The organism is Sandaracinobacteroides sayramensis (assembly GCF_022014495.1).
Classification (GTDB): Bacteria; Pseudomonadota; Alphaproteobacteria; order Sphingomonadales; family Sphingomonadaceae; genus Sandaracinobacteroides; species Sandaracinobacteroides sayramense.
This window is the reverse complement of record NZ_JAKLSQ010000024.1, coordinates 147,951-163,414: the sequence shown is the minus strand read 5'-3', so window position 1 is coordinate 163,414 and position 15,464 is coordinate 147,951. Positions and strand designations below refer to the sequence as shown.

The window sequence follows — 15,464 nt, the reverse complement described above, 5'->3', positions numbered from 1 at the left end:
CCAAGGGCATAAGGACACCAAAGCTAACTTATCAGCGGCCTGAAAATGGGGAGCAGGTCACGACGCAAACTGGCAGAGTTCAGGGACGCCGAAGGCTATCAGCGCATTTTCTCGGAACATTGTGATCTCGCACCCACTGAAGGCCGCATTCACTTCATTGTCGAAACTAACCCGCAGCCACACGCGTTAATCGGTCATATCGGGCGTAAACTCGGCATAGGCTGAATTGCGAGTTCGCCGCTAGGAACGTCCGCTATCCCTGCCCACAGCAGATGAAACCGTGAGACGGAACAGGCCTATGGGTGTTAAAGGGTCAGAGATGACCGCGATCCACATCCATCCAGAAACCGGCAAGGTGCTGAAGCGGGGCGTTCGTCCGCAGGAGGTGGCGTTTGGCTTGCTGTCGCGCACGATCGAGATGCCAGGCTGGTATCCCGATGATGACAGCGACTCCATTCATGACGGCGCCGATCTCGCCGAAGCCGACCGCGTGTTCCGGGAGTTGAAGGCTACTTCGCAATCCTGAGGCTTGGCTCCTCAGGTGACGCCCTTCCTTGCTTGCCTCGGCCCTGTGTCCAATCACCTTGTCGTCACGGCTTGCACGGCCTATCTTACCCGTGTCTTACCTAAAGGAGATTCGTCGTGGCAGCGGTACAGGACAGGCTGACGACCATCGTATCGACCAAGGGACAGGTCATTCTGCCTAAGGCGATCCGCGATCAGCGGCATTGGTCGGCTGGCACAAGGCTGAGCGTCGAAGATACGCCTGATGGTGTTCTGCTCAAGCCCGTGCCCATATTCGCGCCTGCCACGATCGATGCAGTGTTTGGTTCGCTCGCCTATGCGGGAAAAGCGAAGACGATCGAGGAGATGGACGCCGCCGTCGTAGCGGAGGCCAAGCGGCGTGCGCGCGATTGATACCAACATCGTCGTCCGGTTCCTGACCAACGACGACAAGCGCCAGGCCCGGGCGGCACGCGCGGCGATCGAAGGCGGAGACATATTCATATCGACGACGGTCTTGCTCGAAAGCGAGTGGGTGCTGCGCAGTGCCTATGAATTCGACCCAGCTGGGATTGCCTCCAGCTTGAGGGGGTTGGCAGGGTTGTCCGGCGTCACGGTCGAAGAGCCGGCATTGCTGGCGCAGGCGCTTGACTGGATGGGCGAGGGAATGGATTTCGCGGATGCGCTGCATCTCGCCAGGGCAGAGGGCTGTGAGGTGTTTCTGAGCTTCGACCGTAAGCTCGCCAAGGCCGCGAAGGGGCGAGAATCGGTCCCTGTTCAGGAGCCTCAGGCATAAAAGAATCGGTGAAGCTACGCTGGATTCACAAGGGATTGTGGTCGATTGTGGCTGAATTCGAGTTTTTTGAGAAAAGCCGAAATTTCCCTTTAAAATCAAAAGCAGAATTTTTTGACGGCTTGGGCTACGGTATGATTGCGCGAAGAAAATTTCTTCTCTTTATTTTCAAGTGCTTGTAAAATAATGAACAGTCGAGTGGGAGTGAACCCAATGGCCTTGAAGCTCTATGGCATCCGCAACTGCGACACCATGAAGAAGGCCCGCGCCTGGCTGGACTCGGCTGGAATCGCCTATGATTTTCACGACTACAAGCTCGCAGGGGCAAGCCCGGAGGATCTGCAGCGCTGGTGCGCGGCGCTCGGCTGGGAGAAGGTCCTGAACCGCGCCGGCACCACCTTCCGCAAGCTCCCCGAAGCCGACCGCGCCGATCTCGACGAAGCGCGCGCCATCGCGCTGATGCAGGCGCAGCCGTCGATGATCAGGCGGCCGATCCTGGAAGGGCAGGGTATATTGCTCGCCGGCTTCAAGCCGGAGGTCTATGCAGGGGCGCTGAACGCCTGAACCCGAGGGGAGGAAAAGGATGGCGCTGAAACTCTATGCCCGGCCCGGATGGGGGTCCGCCATCGTCGAGTATCAGTTCGCCTTCTACGGCCTCGCCTATCAGCGGATCGAAGTGGAAGACCTGTTCCAGTCCGAAAAGGGCCGCGAAACCGTCCGCCCGCTGAACCCGCTGGCGCAGATCCCGACTCTGCTGATGGACGATGACACTGTCCTCACCGAAAGCGCCGCCATCACCCTCTGGCTGGCGGATCGCACCGGTTCGGACGCGCTGGTGCCGGCCGCCGGATCGCCCGAGCGCGCGGATTTCCTGCGCTGGCTCATATTCCTGGTCGCCAACATCTACCCCTGCTTCACCTTCGCGGACGACCCGGCCCGCTTCGTGGAACCGGAAGCGGCGCGCAAGCTCTTCCGGGCCGCCGTCGACGCCCATGAGCAACGCCTGTGGCAACATGTGGAGGTGGCGTCCGGGGAGCCCTGGTTCCTCGGCGGCCGCCTGTCGGCGATCGACGCCTATCTCGCGGTCATGACCCGCTGGCGCCCCGGCATAGGCTGGTTTCAGGCGCACGCGCCCCGGCTATGGGCGGCAGGCGAGCGATTCGCCGCCCTTCCGGGCGTGGACCGCGCCGCCGCCGCCAACCAGGATCCGCTGCTCGACTAGGTTGGGGACTCATAATTCCCCTTCGTCACCCCGGGCTTCCGGAATTCACGCCTCCAATATGGTTTCGAAGCCGCCAAAGATCATCCGCTTCCCGTCGAACGGCATTTCCATATTGGTCATGGCTGGGTCGGACATCAGCTTCTCCCACGCCTTGTCCCGCGTTTCCTTGTCGGGCCAGATCACCCAGGAAAAGACCACGGTTTCATCCTCTTTGCGCTTCACCGCCATCGGCAGGCTGGTCACTTCCCCGTCCGGCACGTCCACGCCCCAATTCTCCACCATGGCCAGCGCGCCATAGCCCTTGAAGACGGGCACCGAATCCGCCGCATGCTTGCGATAGGCTTCCTTGTTCGCCGTCGGCACCGCAGCCACGAATCCATCCACATAGGTCATTGCGTTCCTCCTCCTTGGCGCGCCTCTTCCAGCGTCGCGATATCGATCCTGATCATCTGCCACACCGCCTGCATCACCCGGGCGGCGGCCTCGGGGTCCGACGGGTCCAGCAATTGCGGCAGATTGTCCGGGACGATCTGCCAGGCGACCCCGTAACGATCGGCCAGCCAGCCGCAGGCCTTGGCCGCGCCGCCTTGCAGCAGCCCGTCCCACACATGGTCCAGCTCCGCCTGCCCCTCGCAGGACAGCACCATGGAACTGGCGTCGACGAATCCCGGATTCGGGTTGCCGTTCAGCGCCATCACCGGCTTTCCAGCCAGCGTGAAGTTCGCCAGGATCACCTGCCCGTCCGGCCCGCGCGTCACCGCGTCGACATGGCTTCCCGGCACGATCGCGCAATAATGTTCCGCCGCCTCCAGCGCTTCGGACTGGAACCAGAGGCAGGGCATCAGGTCGCGGGCCATGCCCCTTCTCCCTCAGAGGCCGGTGCCGGCCTGCATTTCCTCCACCGACACATCGCGCAGCTTGTGGGCGACGGACCAATGGTGGCCGAACGGGTCTTCCAGCACGCCATAGCGGTCGCCCCAGAACTGGTCGCCGACCGGCATCACCACCGTCGCGCCGGCGGCGACGGCGCGTTCGGCGGCGGCGTCCGCGTCGGGCACGTTCAGGTGCAGAGTCACCGCGGTGCCGCCCCGCTTCTTCGGGCCGAGCGCCCCCATGTCGGGGTATTCGTCGTGCAGCATCACCAGCGCCCCGTTCACCAGGATGGCGGCGTGGATCAGCCGCCCATCCGGCCCGGGCATGCGCATCATCTCGGTGGCGCCGAAGGCGCGGGTGTAGAAGTCGATGGCGTCGGCGGCGCCGTCCACGCACAGGTGCGGGGCCAGCGGCGGCGGTTGCAGGTCGTTGCCCATTTGCTCGGTCATGCCTTCTCTCCCTCCATCGGTGTCCGCGCAGCCTCGCCGGAAAATGTTTCAGATGAACCAGACGCCTCCGGCCCGGTTCCTCCAACCGGCGATCTTTGCGACGAGCGACAGGCCCTTTGCGACGGCTGGAAATCGCGGTGGAAGGGCGTGTCGATGGGCCGCCCGGAATAGCAAGGAAAAGGACATTCTCAACTCCGCGCGATCACCACCAGAATGGTTTCGCGAAGCTCGGCCTTGGCGACCGACGCCTCAATCTGCCCGTTCGCCGCGGCATTGGCCAGCGCATCCGCCGCGCCTACCATCCCCCAGAAACGTGCTTCCGTCGCTGGTCCGTCCGCTGCGTCCGGAGTCAGCAAGGCATGGCATTTGGCAATGAAGGCACGCTGATAATTGCGCTTGACCTGTTCCAACGCCGGCGAGCCAGCAAGTGCGCCTAGAACGGAAGGCATCTCGCGCCCTTGAGCGAGAACGCAATCCACATAGGCATCGGCGATGATTCCGGCCCGTGCCTCCGATTTTGAATCCCCGGCCGCGAGGGCGGCATCCAGGACTTCGGTCTGGCGCGCGTCGAAATCGCGGTATAGCGCCACCAACAATCCCTCGCGATCATCGAAATGGTCGTAGACGACCGGCTTCGTGACACCCGCTTGTTTGGCGACGGTGCCAAGCGTCAAGGCGTCGGCACCGTCCTGCCCGACGATCCGCCATGCCACGTCGAGCAATTGGCGCCGTCGTTGATCGCGGGAGAGGCGGGCGCGGGGCGGAACATCAGGCATTGCAAACCTACTAATAGTAACTTACTTCCAGTATAGCTTGCTTCCGTCTGCCACGAAACTTCCGAAAGGCCTCCCATGCACGTGCTCGTCGTCGTTTCGCACCCTGTGGCGGGATCGCTCACCCAAGCCGTGGCGCGGAGGATTGCCGCAGACATTGAGGCAGAGGGGCATACAATCGAACTGGCCGATCTTGCCACGGAAGGCTTCGACCCGCGCTTCGGCGCGACCGACATCGCCGTCCATACGGACGGAGCCGCGCCGCCACCCGACGTGCTGGCCGAGCAGGGGCGGCTCGACCGTGCCGATGCACTGGTGCTCGTCTATCCGATCTACTGGTGGTCGATGCCAGCGCTGCTCAAGGGCTGGATCGACCGGGTGTTCATCACCGGCTGGGCCTATGCAGATGGTCGGGACGGCAGGCTGGAGAAGAAGCTCGGGCGATTGCAGGTCCATCTGGTTGCGCTCGGTGGAGCGGGTCTGAGAACATACGCCCGGCGCGGTTATTTCGGCGCGATGAAGCTCCAGATCGATCAGGGCATCTTCGACTATTGCGGCGCGCCGGTGAAAACGTCGGAACTGCTGGTGCCGGGGGACACGGACACGCCAGAAGACCATCTGCGTCGCGCGCGGGAGATAGCTCTGCGCGTTGGCGATCCGTGATCCGCCGAACGACTGCTTCCGGAAGACGATGGCAGCAATCTCAACGACCGCATCAGGCGCGGAAGCGGAAATTCAAACTGAGGCACTGCCCAATTGCCGCGGCGCCGGCAATTGGGCAGTAGGCGCCAGGGGCAGCAAAGCCAGAGGCGGCTGAGGATGTCCGGAAAATGCGAAAGGCCCCGATGATCGTCATCCACCACAATCCGAAGTGCGGCACCTCGCGCAACACGCTGGCCGCCATCCGCGCCAGCGGCACCGAGCCGGTGGTGATCGACTATCTGGCCGAGGGCTGGACCCGCCCGCAACTGCTGGCGCTGTTCGCGGCCGCCGGCCTCACCCCGCGCCAGGCGCTGAGGGCGAAGGCGCCGGAAGCGGCCGGGCTGGAGGAAGCGGACGACGAGGCGCTGCTCGCCGCCATGGTCCGCCATCCGGTGCTGGTCGAACGCCCCATTGTCGCCTCGCCAAAAGGGGTGCGGCTGTGCCGCCCGCCCGAGCGGGTCGTGGACCTGCTGGAAGGGCCGCTGCCGGAGGGCTTCACCAGGGAAGATGGCAAGCCGCTGATCGAAAAGGGTGGCGAATGATTCGAATTCCGGCGCTGCTCGCGCTTCTGGCCCTGCTCCCGGGCTGTGTCGTGGCGACGGTCGCCGGCGCGGCCGTCGGCACCGCCGTCAAGGTGACGGGAACGGCGGTGGAAACCGCCGTCGACGCCGCCACCACGACGCAGCAGGAGGCCGATGAGGATCGCGGCAAGGCGATCCGCAAGGAAGAGGAACGCCAGCGCAAGGAGGCCGAAAGGCAGAGGAAGGAAGCCGAACGGCAAGCCCGGGAAAATCCGCAGCCCGTCGCGCAACCGCCCGAACCCCAACCAGTGGAACCGCAGGCAGCGGAAACTCGGGCGCCCATCCAGCCCGATCCGCAATCCGGGCCTGACAGCGGCGCTTTCGCCGGTTAGGGAAGGGCGCATGTCCACCACCTTCACCCTCGACACCTCCACTTCCCGCGCCCACCCGCTGCCGGAGCCCGTGCGGCGCCTGACGGTGCCCGCCATCCAGGGCCGCAAGAAGGACGGCGCCACCGCCGAGCCCATCGTCATGCTGACGGCCTACACCGCCCGCATGGCGCAGCTTCTCGATCCGCATTGCGACATGCTGCTGGTGGGGGACAGCTTGGGGCAGGTGATCTACGGGCTGGACACCACCGTGCGAGTCACGCTCGACATGATGGTCGCCCATGGCGCCGCCGTGGTGCGCGGCAGCTACCGCTCGGTCGTCGTCGTCGACCTGCCGTTCGGCACCTACGAGGCGTCCGCCGAACAGGCGTTCGCCACCGCGTCCCATGTGCTGCGCGAAACCGGCGCGGCGGCGGTGAAGATGGAAGGCGGCGAAGTGCTGGCCCCCACCGTGGAATTTCTGGTGAAGCGCGGCATCCCCGTCGTCGGCCATGTCGGCCTGACGCCGCAGGCGGTGAACGCGCTCGGCGGCTATGGCGCGCGCGGCCGCAGCGAGGCGGAGGCGCTGAAGATCGCCGCCGACGCCCGGGCGATCGCCGACGCCGGCGCCTTCTCGCTGGTGATCGAAGGGGTGATGGAGCCGCTCGCCCGCGCCATCACCACCGAAATCGCCTGCCCGACCATCGGCATCGGCGCCTCGCCGGCCTGCGACGGGCAGGTGCTGGTGGTGGACGACATGCTGGGCATGTTCGAGCGCGTGCCGCGCTTCGTCCGCCGCTTCGACGATGTCGCCGCGCGGGTGACGGCGGCGGCCGCAGGCTATGCGGCGGCCGTGCGCGACCGCAGCTTTCCCGGCCCGGCCGAACTCTACCAGCCGAAGGCCAAGGGTTGAGAGAAGTCCGCCGTTCATCCGCCGGCAATCGCCGGGCCGGCAAGTGCCGGGCTGGGGGCGAAGCGGGCTTTGCGCTTCCGTGAATCCATCTCTAAAGGGTGGCTCGGCCGTGGCGCCCGTCGCCCCGCCGCGCTGATGCAATAGGAACCGATCTTGGCAACCACACCTCCTTCCCCCCCCGCGAGCAGGGACCCGCGCGACGACGCCTTCATCCGCGAGGTGGACGAGGCCTATCGCCAGGACGAGATGAAGCAATTCTTCCAGCGCTATGGCCGCTGGCTGCTGCTGGCCGTGGGCACGGGTCTGGCCGGGCTCGGCGCCTGGCTCTGGTGGCAGGCCGAACAGGTGCGCCGCGTCGAAGCCAAGTCCGAGCAGTTCACCGCCGCGCTCGACAAGATCGAGACCGGCTCCACCACCGAGGCCGCGCAAGGCCTCGCCGAGCTGTCGAAGTCCGGCAACCCCAGCTACCGCTCGCTTTCGGCCTTCGCGGAAGCCGGAATCGCCCTGAACAGCGGAGACGCGCCGAAGGCCGCGCAACTGTTCAAGGCCGTGGCCGACGATCCGAAGGCGGCGCAGCCGCTGCGCGATTCCGCGACGATGAAATATCTCCGCGCCGAATTCGACCAGCTTCCGCCGGCCGAAGTGCTGAAGCGCACCGAGCCCTTCATCGCCGGCGACAGCCCCTGGTTCCCGATCGCCGGCGAGCTGGCGGCGCTGGCGCATGTGAAGGCCGGCGCGCCCGACAAGGCCGGCCCTCTCTTCTACCGCATCGCCGCCGACGAGCGCGCGCCGGCCTCGCTGCGCGCCCGCGCCGAGCAGATGGCCTCCGCGCTCGGCCAGGACGTGACGAAGATCGCCGCCGACCGCGAAAAGGCCGCGGCGGACGCCACGCGAACCGAACCCCAGCCGGAAGCGGCGGCGCAATGAGGCGCATGGGCCGGAAGCGGAACGCCTTTCTCCTGCTGGGCGCGGCGGCCGCGCTCGCCGCCCTTCCGGGCTGCGGCGCCTTCAAGAAGACCGGCAAGAAGCCCGCCACCATGGGCGAGCGGATTTCCGTGCTGGACTATGAAAAGCAGGTGCAGCCCGAGGCGGAGCTTCAGGGCGTGGAAGTGCTCCTCCCCGCGCAGCAGGTGAATGCGGACTGGACGCAGCCCGCCGGCAACGCGTCCGGCAGCATGGGGCATCTGGCGCTCGCCGCCCAGCCCGCCCGCGCCTGGACGGTCACCATCGGCAAGGGCTCGGACTCCACGCGCAAGCTGAACGCGCCGCCCGTCGTCGCCGAGAACCGCCTGTTCGTGATGGACACCGAAGCGCAGGTCTCCGCCTACGACGCGCAGGGTGGAGCGCTCCTCTGGCGCAAGGCGATCCAGATGCAGGGCGAGGGCAGCCGCCCCGCCTTCGGCGGCGGAGTCAGCGTCCTCGACGGCCGGGTGATCGCCACCACCGGCTTCGGGCTGGTGGTCGCCTTCGACGCCGGCACCGGCGCGGAACTCTGGCGCACCCGCCTGCCCACACCGCTGCGCGCCGCCCCGGGCGTCGACGAGAATCGGGCCTATGTCGTCAGCCAGGATGGGCAGTTGACGGCGCTCGCCGCCGACACCGGCGCGCAGCTCTGGGATGCGAACGCCACGGTCGAACCCGCCTCCATCCTCGGCGCCGGCGCGCCTGCCATCGCCCTTGGCACGGTGGTCGCCGGCTTCCCCTCGGGCGAGCTGTTCGCGCTGCGCGTCGAAAACGGCCGCACCATGTGGCAGGATCAGCTTTCGCGCAGCGGCCGCACCACGGCGCTCGGCGCGCTGTCCGGGATCACCGCCTCTCCGGTCATCGACCGCGGCCGGGTGTTCGCGGTCAGCCACGGCGGCCGGATGGCGGCGCTGGAGCTTTCCACTGGGCAGCGCATCTGGGAACGGGATTTCGCCGGAGTGAACGCCCCCTGGCCCGCGGGCGACTGGGTGTTCGCCGTCACGGTGGAAGGCGAGCTGGTCGCCATGTCCCGCGCCGACGGCAAGATCCGCTGGGTTTCCAGCCTCGGCGCCTGGAAGAACGAGAAGAAGCGCAAAGGGGCGATCCAGTGGTTCGGCCCGGTGCTCGCCGGCAATTGCCTCATCGTCACCTCGTCCGAAGGCGCCATGGCCTGCTACACGCCCGCCGACGGCAAGCTGAAGGGCGAAGTGAAGCTCGGCTCGCCTACCTATCTCGCGCCGGTCGTCGCCAATGGAACGCTCTATGTGCTGACGGACGACGGCAAGCTCCAGGCCTGGCGCTGAACCATGGGCAAGGCCCGGGGGCTGCCACGAGTCGTCATCCTGGGCCGGCCCAATGTCGGCAAGTCGACGCTGTTCAACCGCCTGGTCGGCAAGAAGCTGGCGCTGGTGGACGACCAGCCCGGAGTCACCCGCGACCGGCGCGAGGGCAAGGCGAAGATCTTCGACCTCGATTTCACGGTGATCGACACCGCCGGGCTTGAAGAGGCCGAGGCCGGCAGCCTCTCCGACCGCATGCGCCACCAGTCCCGCGCCGCGCTCGAAGGGGCGACGGCCGCGCTGTTCGTCACCGACGGCCGCACCGGCCTCACCGAGGCGGACCGGCACTTCGCCCGCTGGCTGCGGCAGGAAGCGCCGGTGCCGATCGTCGCGGTGGTCAACAAATGCGAAGGCCGAGCCGGCGAGCAGAATCTGCTGGAGGCCTTCGAGCTGGGGCTGGGCGACCCGGTGCCGCTTTCCGCCGAGCATGGCGAGGGGCTGGCCGACCTGTTCGAGGCGCTCGCCGCCATCCTCCCCGACCCGGCGGAAGCGGAGGATGAGCCGGAGGATGCGGAACCGGCGCCCGACGCGCCGCTGAAGCTCGCCATCGTCGGCCGGCCGAACGCCGGCAAGTCCACGCTCATCAACCGGCTGCTGGGGGAAAACCGCCTGCTGACCGGGCCGGAAGCCGGAATCACCCGCGATTCGATCAGCATCCCCTGGGCCTGGCAGGGCCGGGAGGTGCATCTGATCGACACCGCCGGCATGCGCCGCCGCGCCAAGGTGGTGGATAAGCTGGAAAAGCTCGCCGTGGCCGACGCCCGCCACGCCGTCGATTTCGCGGAAGTGGTGGTGCTGCTGCTGGACGCGACGCTCGGCCTCGAAGCGCAGGATCTCCGAATCGCCGATATGGTGCTGGAAGAGGGGCGGGCGCTGATCGTCGCCGTCAACAAATGGGATTCGGCCGAAGACGCCAGCCGGCTTTTCAACGGCATCAGGAAAGCGCTGGAGGAAGGGCTGGCGCAGGTGAAGGGCGTGCCGCTGCTCACCGTCTCGGCGCTGACGGGCAAGGGGCTGGACACGCTGATCGAAGTCGCCTTCGAAACCCGCGAGCGCTGGAGCCGTCGGGTGCCGACCTCCGCCCTCAACCGCTGGTTCGAATCGGCGCAGGAGCGCAATCCGCCGCCGGCGCCGGGGGGCCGGCGGATCAAGATGCGCTACATCACCCAGGCCCGCAGCCGCCCGCCGACCTTCGTGGTCTTCGGCAACCGGCTGGACGAACTGCCGGCCAGCTACAACCGCTATCTGGTGAACAGCCTGCGCGACGACCTCGACCTGAAGGGCATTCCGATCCGCATCAACATGCGCTCGCGGCGGAACCCGTTCGACGACTGATGCAAAGGCTCGACCATCTGCTGGATCGCGGCACGCTGGAAACGACCGCGCTCGTCGACCGGGATCGCAGTCTCAGTTACGCCGAACTGAAAAAACAGGTGTCGGCTGTCGCCGGTTCGCTGCGCGCTTTGGTAGCGCCGGGCGACCGGGTGGCGGTCTGGCTGCCGAAGTCGCTGGAAGCGGTGGTGCTGATGTTCGCCATCGGCCGAGCCGGCGCCATCGCCGTGCCGCTGAACCCGGTGCTGCGCGGCCAGCAGGTGCAGCATATCCTCGCCGATTCCGGCGCGGCGCTGCTGATCTCCCACCGGCCGCGCGGCGGAATGCTGGCCGACAGCCCATGCCCCGTCCGCCTTCTTGAGGACAGCTGGGCGGAACTCGCCGCCGGCCAGCCGGCCGACGACGGCGCGCCGGGCGGCGAGGCGCTCGCCGCGCTGCTCTACACCTCCGGCTCCACCGGCCGGCCGAAGGGGGTGATGGTCACCCACCGCAACCTGCTGGTCGGCGCCCGCAGCGTCGCCGCCTACCTCGGCACGCAGGCCGACGATCGCGTGCTGTCGGTCCTGCCGCTCAGCTTCGATTTCGGCTTCTCGCAACTGACGACCGCCTTCCACGCCGGCGCCCGCGCGGTGCTGCTCGATTATCTCACCCCGCGCGACGTGGTTCAGGCCTGCCTTCGCCACGAAATCACGCAACTGGCGGCCGTGCCGCCGCTCTGGGTGCAACTCGCGGCGCTCGACTGGCCGGCGGAGGCGGTGGCGGCGATGCGCACCCTTTCCAACAGCGGCGGCCGCCTGCCGGTGCCGACGGTGCAGGCGCTCCGCCGGCTTTTCCCCGACGCCCGGCTGCACCTGATGTATGGGCTGACGGAAGCCTTCCGCTCGACGACGCTGCCGCCCGAACTGGCGGACAGCCACCCGGCCAGCATCGGCCGCGCCATACCGGATGCGGAAATCCTCGTGGTCCGCGCCGACGGCACACCGACCGACGATGGCGAAGCGGGCGAACTGGTGCACAGCGGCCCGCTGGTCGCCAAGGGCTATTGGCGGGATGCGGAGCGCACCGCGCAACGCTTCCGCCCGGCGCCCGCCGCCTCGAAGCTGGGCGGAATGGCGGTCTGGTCCGGCGACACGGTGGTGCGCGACGCGGATGGCCTCCTCACCTTCGTCGGCCGCGCGGACGAGACGATCAAGACCATGGGCACCCGCGTTTCCCCGACCGAAATCGAGGAACTGGCGCACCAGAGCGGCGCGGTATCGGCGGCGGTGGCGCTGGGCGTGGCCGATGCGCTGGCCGGGCAGAAGATCCGCCTGGTGGCGACGGCGGCCGACGGTTTCAGCGAAGCGGAAGCGGAAACAAGGCTGATCGCGCATTTCCGCCGCGAGGCCGCGCCCTTCATGCAGCCTGCCGCCATCGTCTGGCTGGACGCCTTCCCCGTTTCCGCCAACGGCAAGCTGGACCGTGCCACCATCCGCGAGCGCTTCGGGCAATGAGCGGGCATATCCCCGAAGGCTTCCCGCGCGGCGCAGACGGCCGGTTGCACATCGCCGGCCGCAGCGCCGCCGACTGGGTGGCGGAAGCCGGCGACACGCCGCTCTTCCTTTACGACCGCGCCCTGCTGACCGCGCGCGCGCGGAGTTTCCGCGCCGCCATGCCGGAAGGGCTCGGCCTGCATTTCGCCATCAAGGCCAATCCCTTGCCGGAATTGCTGCGCCACATGGCCGGGCTGGTGGACGGCTTCGACATCGCCTCGGGCGGCGAACTGGAACGGGCGCTGGCGGCCGGAATGCCGGCGACACGCATCAGCTTCGCCGGGCCGGGCAAGCGCGACCGCGAACTGGAAGCGGCGATCGCCGCCGGCGTTGCCCTGAACGTGGAATCGGCCGGCGAACTGGACCGCGCCGGCGCCATCGCGCTCCGCCTCGGGCAAAAGGCGCGGGTGGCGCTGCGCGTCAATCCGCCTTTCGCGCTGAAGGGCTCGGGGATGAAGATGGGCGGAGTCGCCAGCCCCTTCGGGGTCGACGCGGCGGCTGCGCCGGAATTGCTGCGGGCGATGCAGGCGCAGCAATTCCGCTTCGAAGGCCTGCATCTGTTCGCCGGCTCGCAGAATCTGTCGGTGGAAGCGATCCTCGAAAGCCAGCGGCAATCGGTCGAACTGGCGGGGAAGCTGACGGCGGAAGCCGAGCTTGCCGCGCCGCCGCTCGTCAATCTGGGCGGCGGCTTCGGCGTGCCCTATTTCCCCGGAGACCGGGAACTGGATCTGCAAGCGCTGGGCCGGGGCCTCGCGGCGATATTGGCCGAACGCCCGGCGATCCTCGGCGAAAGCCGTTTCGCGCTGGAACTCGGCCGCTGGCTGGTGGCGGAAGCGGGCGTCTATCTCTGCCGCATCGTCGACCGCAAACAGTCCGGCGGGGAGACCTTCCTCGTCACCGATGGCGGCCTGCACCACCAGCTTGCGGCAACCGGCAATTTCGGAACGGTGATCCGCCGCAACTATCCGCTGGCGAACGCCAGCCGCGATGGCGGCGAAGCGGAAACCGCAACGGTCGTCGGCTGCCTCTGCACCCCGCTCGACCGGCTGGCGGAAAAGGCCAGCCTTCCCATCTCGAAGGTGGGGGATTTGATCGCTGTCTTCATGGCAGGCGCCTATGGGCGCACCGCCAGTCCGGAGAATTTTCTCGGCCATCCGCCGGCGATCGAGAAACTGGTCTGAAACCGCCCCGCAATGGGTCGGGAACTACAGCGACTGGGGTTTGGAGATCAGCGCGTTCGGGCCGGATTCCGCGCCGGTGGCGGCTTTCGGCATCAGCAGCATCGCGGTCGCCGCACCGGCCGCGATCCCCAGCGTCAAGCCGATGATCCAGACTAACAATACGTTGCGCATCCCCGCTTTTGGACCTTCAGCCATGATCCGCCCTGTTCCTGCGAGCCAAACCCAGCGTCTTCATTGCGACCCCTGCCTCATGAGTGTGCAGGAATTGTGCCAAGTTCACAACCGCTCATTTTCAAGCGCTTATGGCAAAGGCGGTGCAATAAAATGTAAAACTAACCGACATTTTCCGGGTAAGTGGCCGCAACGAACCAAAGTCCGTCCGGCGGGGCGTTCAGCCGCAGCGCCGACCGATCGCGCGCTTCCAGCGCCATTTTCACCTCTTCGGGCCGCCAGCGGCCTTCGCCCACCAGCACCAGCGCGCCCGTCATCGAGCGCACCTGGTGGTGCAGGAACGACCGTGCGGCGGCGTGGATAACCACTTCGGTTCCGCGCGCTTCCACCTCCAGCCGGTCCAGCGTCTTCAGCGGCGAGGCGGCCTGGCAATGGACATGGCGGAAAGTGGTAAAATCATGCCGGCCCAGCAGATGCGCCGCCGCCACCCGCATCGCCTCCACGTCCAGCGGGTTGGGCCGGCGCCAGACCAGCCCTTCGTTCCAGGTCAGCGGCGCCCGCCGGCAGAGCAGGCGATATTCATAGGCGCGGCCAAGGCAGGAAAAGCGGGCGTGGAAATCCGGGGAAGCCTGCTCCGCCGCCAGCACCGCCACCGCCTCGCCGTGGAATTTCAGCCGGGCGTTCACCCCCTCCATCAGCCGGAAGGCGTCCAGCGGCTTTTCGATATCCACATGCGCCACCATGGCGACGGCGTGCACGCCGGCGTCGGTGCGGCCGGCGGCGTGAACCACCGCCTCCTCGCCGGTTATGTCCGCCACCGCCGTTTCCAGCGCCTGCTGCACCGAGGGGCCATGCGCCTGCCGTTGCCAGCCCATATAGGGGCGGCCGTCATATTCCACGGTCAGGCGGAAGCGCTGCGTCACGCCGGGTCGCCGGGGGCAAGCCGCCGCCCGCGCAGCCAGTCGGCGGCGGCCATGCGCGGCTTGCCTTCGGGCTGCACCGTGATAAGCCGCAAGGCGCCTTCGCCCGCTGCGATGGTCTCGCCGGCGATCAGCGTGCCGGGCGCGCCTTCGCCGGCCACGGGCTCGGCGGCGATCAGCTTCACGCGGGCCGCGCCGCTTTCGAACCAGGCGCCCGGGCTCGGCTGCATGGCGCGCACCAGCCGGTCGATGTGGCCGGCGGGCTGCGCCCAGTCGATCCGCGCTTCCGCCTTGTCGATCTTGTGGGCGTAGGTCACGCCTTCCTCCGGCTGCGCAATCGCGGGGAGGCCGGGCAGTTTCGCCAGCACCTCCAGCATCAGGCGCGCGCCCAGTGCCGCGAGTTCGGCGGTCAGCTCGCCGGTCGTCTTGTGAGCGACGCTCAGGCTTTCCATCGCCAGCATCGGCCCGGTGTCCAGCCCGCGCTCCATCTGCATGATGGTCACTCCGGTTTCCACGTCACCCGCCAGGATCGCCCGCTGGATGGGCGCGGCGCCCCGCCAGCGCGGCAGCAAGGAGGCATGGATGTTGAGGCAGCCGAGCCTCGGCGCTTCCAGCACCGCCCTGGGCAGCAGCAGCCCATAGGCGGCGACCACGGCGGCATCGAGGTCGAGCGCGGCGAAGGCGGCTTGTTCCTCCTCGCCCTTCAGCCGCTCGGGCGTGCGCACTTGCAGGCCCAGTGCCTCGGCGCGGAGATGCACGGGGGACGGCGTCAGCCGCCCCCGGTTCGCCGGCCGCGGCGGTTGCGTGTAGACGGCGGCGATCTCGTGCCCGGCCGCCTGCAGGGCGTCGAGCGCGGTCGCGGCGAAATCCGGGGTTCCCATGAAGGCCAGTCGCATGGCAGAGCCGA

General features: G+C 67.6%; 21 protein-coding genes. 14 read left to right on the top strand and 7 right to left on the bottom strand.

Annotated elements, in window-relative coordinates:
- The first annotated feature begins 319 nt into the window (after nt 1-319).
- The 5 genes from L6Q21_RS16105 to L6Q21_RS16085 all read left to right on the top strand — a co-directional run bounded on the left by L6Q21_RS16105 (nt 320) and on the right by L6Q21_RS16085 (nt 2,519).
- The gene (locus L6Q21_RS16105) at nt 320-526 is read left to right on the top strand and encodes a hypothetical protein (RefSeq protein ID WP_237831769.1); all 207 of its coding nucleotides are present in this window, start codon (nt 320-322) and stop codon (nt 524-526) included.
- 116 nt (nt 527-642) lie between these two features.
- Nucleotides 643-918: an AbrB/MazE/SpoVT family DNA-binding domain-containing protein gene (locus L6Q21_RS16100; RefSeq protein WP_237831768.1), complete on the top strand. Its 276-nt coding sequence runs from the start codon at nt 643-645 to the stop codon at nt 916-918.
- Nucleotides 905-1,300, top strand: a complete 396-nt coding sequence (locus tag L6Q21_RS16095) for a type II toxin-antitoxin system VapC family toxin (protein ID WP_237831767.1) — start codon at nt 905-907, stop codon at nt 1,298-1,300. The genes L6Q21_RS16100 and L6Q21_RS16095 overlap by 14 nt, the downstream gene beginning before the upstream one ends.
- A 210-nt stretch (nt 1,301-1,510) precedes the next feature.
- Complete coding sequence (locus L6Q21_RS16090; RefSeq protein ID WP_237831766.1) at nt 1,511-1,861, top strand: ArsC family reductase; 351 nt, start codon at nt 1,511-1,513, stop codon at nt 1,859-1,861.
- Between the two features lie 19 nt (nt 1,862-1,880).
- Nucleotides 1,881-2,519, top strand: coding sequence for a glutathione S-transferase family protein (locus L6Q21_RS16085; RefSeq protein WP_237831765.1), 639 nt, complete (start codon nt 1,881-1,883; stop codon nt 2,517-2,519).
- Nucleotides 2,520-2,564: 45 nt separating this feature from the next.
- Here the strand turns inward: L6Q21_RS16085 and L6Q21_RS16080 are convergent, their stop codons facing one another.
- From L6Q21_RS16080 to L6Q21_RS16065, 4 genes are all read right to left on the bottom strand, one after another.
- Nucleotides 2,565-2,912 (bottom strand): DUF1428 domain-containing protein, encoded by a 348-nt coding sequence (locus L6Q21_RS16080; protein ID WP_237831764.1) that lies wholly within the window; start codon nt 2,910-2,912, stop codon nt 2,565-2,567.
- Nucleotides 2,909-3,376 carry a VOC family protein gene (locus tag L6Q21_RS16075; protein WP_237831763.1) on the bottom strand — a complete coding sequence of 156 codons (468 nt, stop codon included), beginning with the start codon at nt 3,374-3,376 and terminating at the stop codon, nt 2,909-2,911. Before L6Q21_RS16075 ends, L6Q21_RS16080 begins: the two co-directional genes overlap by 4 nt.
- 12 nt (nt 3,377-3,388) lie before the next feature.
- Nucleotides 3,389-3,841 (bottom strand): VOC family protein, encoded by a 453-nt coding sequence (locus L6Q21_RS16070; RefSeq protein ID WP_237831762.1) that lies wholly within the window; start codon nt 3,839-3,841, stop codon nt 3,389-3,391.
- Between the two features lie 188 nt (nt 3,842-4,029).
- Nucleotides 4,030-4,617, bottom strand: coding sequence for a TetR/AcrR family transcriptional regulator (locus tag L6Q21_RS16065; protein ID WP_237831761.1), 588 nt, complete (start codon nt 4,615-4,617; stop codon nt 4,030-4,032).
- Nucleotides 4,618-4,692: 75 nt separating this feature from the next.
- Between L6Q21_RS16065 and L6Q21_RS16060 the strand changes: the two genes are divergently transcribed.
- The 9 genes from L6Q21_RS16060 to L6Q21_RS16020 all read left to right on the top strand — a co-directional run bounded on the left by L6Q21_RS16060 (nt 4,693) and on the right by L6Q21_RS16020 (nt 13,466).
- Nucleotides 4,693-5,277 (top strand): NAD(P)H-dependent oxidoreductase, encoded by a 585-nt coding sequence (locus L6Q21_RS16060; RefSeq protein WP_237831760.1) that lies wholly within the window; start codon nt 4,693-4,695, stop codon nt 5,275-5,277.
- Nucleotides 5,278-5,444: 167 nt separating this feature from the next.
- Nucleotides 5,445-5,858, top strand: coding sequence for an arsenate reductase family protein (locus L6Q21_RS16055; protein WP_237831759.1), 414 nt, complete (start codon nt 5,445-5,447; stop codon nt 5,856-5,858).
- Nucleotides 5,855-6,229, top strand: a complete 375-nt coding sequence (locus tag L6Q21_RS16050; protein ID WP_237831758.1) for a hypothetical protein — start codon at nt 5,855-5,857, stop codon at nt 6,227-6,229. The genes L6Q21_RS16055 and L6Q21_RS16050 overlap by 4 nt, the downstream gene beginning before the upstream one ends.
- A 10-nt stretch (nt 6,230-6,239) precedes the next feature.
- The gene (gene panB / locus L6Q21_RS16045; protein ID WP_237831757.1) at nt 6,240-7,118 is read left to right on the top strand and encodes a 3-methyl-2-oxobutanoate hydroxymethyltransferase; all 879 of its coding nucleotides are present in this window, start codon (nt 6,240-6,242) and stop codon (nt 7,116-7,118) included.
- Nucleotides 7,119-7,271: 153 nt separating this feature from the next.
- A complete protein-coding gene (locus tag L6Q21_RS16040) occupies nt 7,272-8,045 on the top strand; it encodes a tetratricopeptide repeat protein (protein ID WP_237831756.1) in 774 nt (257 codons plus the stop codon).
- 5 nt (nt 8,046-8,050) lie between these two features.
- A complete protein-coding gene (locus tag L6Q21_RS16035; RefSeq protein ID WP_237831755.1) occupies nt 8,051-9,385 on the top strand; it encodes an outer membrane protein assembly factor BamB family protein in 1,335 nt (444 codons plus the stop codon).
- A 3-nt stretch (nt 9,386-9,388) separates the two neighbouring features.
- Nucleotides 9,389-10,756 carry a ribosome biogenesis GTPase Der gene (gene der, locus L6Q21_RS16030; RefSeq protein ID WP_237831754.1) on the top strand — a complete coding sequence of 456 codons (1,368 nt, stop codon included), beginning with the start codon at nt 9,389-9,391 and terminating at the stop codon, nt 10,754-10,756.
- A complete protein-coding gene (locus L6Q21_RS16025) occupies nt 10,756-12,246 on the top strand; it encodes an acyl-CoA ligase (AMP-forming), exosortase A system-associated (RefSeq protein WP_237831753.1) in 1,491 nt (496 codons plus the stop codon). The genes der and L6Q21_RS16025 overlap by 1 nt, the downstream gene beginning before the upstream one ends.
- The gene (locus tag L6Q21_RS16020) at nt 12,243-13,466 is read left to right on the top strand and encodes a pyridoxal-dependent decarboxylase, exosortase A system-associated (RefSeq protein WP_237831752.1); all 1,224 of its coding nucleotides are present in this window, start codon (nt 12,243-12,245) and stop codon (nt 13,464-13,466) included. Before L6Q21_RS16025 ends, L6Q21_RS16020 begins: the two co-directional genes overlap by 4 nt.
- Nucleotides 13,467-13,490: 24 nt before the next feature.
- Here L6Q21_RS16020 and L6Q21_RS16015 read toward each other — a convergent pair whose 3' ends face one another.
- The 3 genes from L6Q21_RS16015 to fmt form a co-directional block, all read right to left on the bottom strand.
- Nucleotides 13,491-13,661, bottom strand: a complete 171-nt coding sequence (locus L6Q21_RS16015; protein ID WP_237831751.1) for a hypothetical protein — start codon at nt 13,659-13,661, stop codon at nt 13,491-13,493.
- A 137-nt stretch (nt 13,662-13,798) separates the two neighbouring features.
- The gene (truA, locus tag L6Q21_RS16010; protein WP_336246249.1) at nt 13,799-14,560 is read right to left on the bottom strand and encodes a tRNA pseudouridine(38-40) synthase TruA; all 762 of its coding nucleotides are present in this window, start codon (nt 14,558-14,560) and stop codon (nt 13,799-13,801) included.
- The gene (gene fmt, locus L6Q21_RS16005; protein WP_237831750.1) at nt 14,557-15,453 is read right to left on the bottom strand and encodes a methionyl-tRNA formyltransferase; all 897 of its coding nucleotides are present in this window, start codon (nt 15,451-15,453) and stop codon (nt 14,557-14,559) included. The genes truA and fmt overlap by 4 nt, the downstream gene beginning before the upstream one ends.
- Between the last annotated feature and the right edge of the window lie 11 nt (nt 15,454-15,464).

Coding starts and splice junctions, on each gene's coding strand:
- L6Q21_RS16105 (WP_237831769.1), top strand. CDS start 320: ATGACCGCGATCCACATCCATCCAGAAACCGGCAAGGTGCTGAAGCGG.
- L6Q21_RS16090 (WP_237831766.1), top strand. CDS start 1,511: ATGGCCTTGAAGCTCTATGGCATCCGCAACTGCGACACCATGAAGAAG.
- L6Q21_RS16085 (WP_237831765.1), top strand. CDS start 1,881: ATGGCGCTGAAACTCTATGCCCGGCCCGGATGGGGGTCCGCCATCGTC.
- L6Q21_RS16080 (WP_237831764.1), bottom strand. CDS start 2,912: ATGACCTATGTGGATGGATTCGTGGCTGCGGTGCCGACGGCGAACAAG.
- L6Q21_RS16075 (WP_237831763.1), bottom strand. CDS start 3,376: ATGGCCCGCGACCTGATGCCCTGCCTCTGGTTCCAGTCCGAAGCGCTG.
- L6Q21_RS16070 (WP_237831762.1), bottom strand. CDS start 3,841: ATGACCGAGCAAATGGGCAACGACCTGCAACCGCCGCCGCTGGCCCCG.
- L6Q21_RS16065 (WP_237831761.1), bottom strand. CDS start 4,617: ATGCCTGATGTTCCGCCCCGCGCCCGCCTCTCCCGCGATCAACGACGG.
- L6Q21_RS16060 (WP_237831760.1), top strand. CDS start 4,693: ATGCACGTGCTCGTCGTCGTTTCGCACCCTGTGGCGGGATCGCTCACC.
- L6Q21_RS16055 (WP_237831759.1), top strand. CDS start 5,445: ATGCGAAAGGCCCCGATGATCGTCATCCACCACAATCCGAAGTGCGGC.
- L6Q21_RS16050 (WP_237831758.1), top strand. CDS start 5,855: ATGATTCGAATTCCGGCGCTGCTCGCGCTTCTGGCCCTGCTCCCGGGC.
- panB (WP_237831757.1), top strand. CDS start 6,240: ATGTCCACCACCTTCACCCTCGACACCTCCACTTCCCGCGCCCACCCG.
- L6Q21_RS16035 (WP_237831755.1), top strand. CDS start 8,051: ATGGGCCGGAAGCGGAACGCCTTTCTCCTGCTGGGCGCGGCGGCCGCG.
- der (WP_237831754.1), top strand. CDS start 9,389: ATGGGCAAGGCCCGGGGGCTGCCACGAGTCGTCATCCTGGGCCGGCCC.
- L6Q21_RS16025 (WP_237831753.1), top strand. CDS start 10,756: ATGCAAAGGCTCGACCATCTGCTGGATCGCGGCACGCTGGAAACGACC.
- L6Q21_RS16020 (WP_237831752.1), top strand. CDS start 12,243: ATGAGCGGGCATATCCCCGAAGGCTTCCCGCGCGGCGCAGACGGCCGG.
- L6Q21_RS16015 (WP_237831751.1), bottom strand. CDS start 13,661: ATGGCTGAAGGTCCAAAAGCGGGGATGCGCAACGTATTGTTAGTCTGG.
- fmt (WP_237831750.1), bottom strand. CDS start 15,453: ATGCGACTGGCCTTCATGGGAACCCCGGATTTCGCCGCGACCGCGCTC.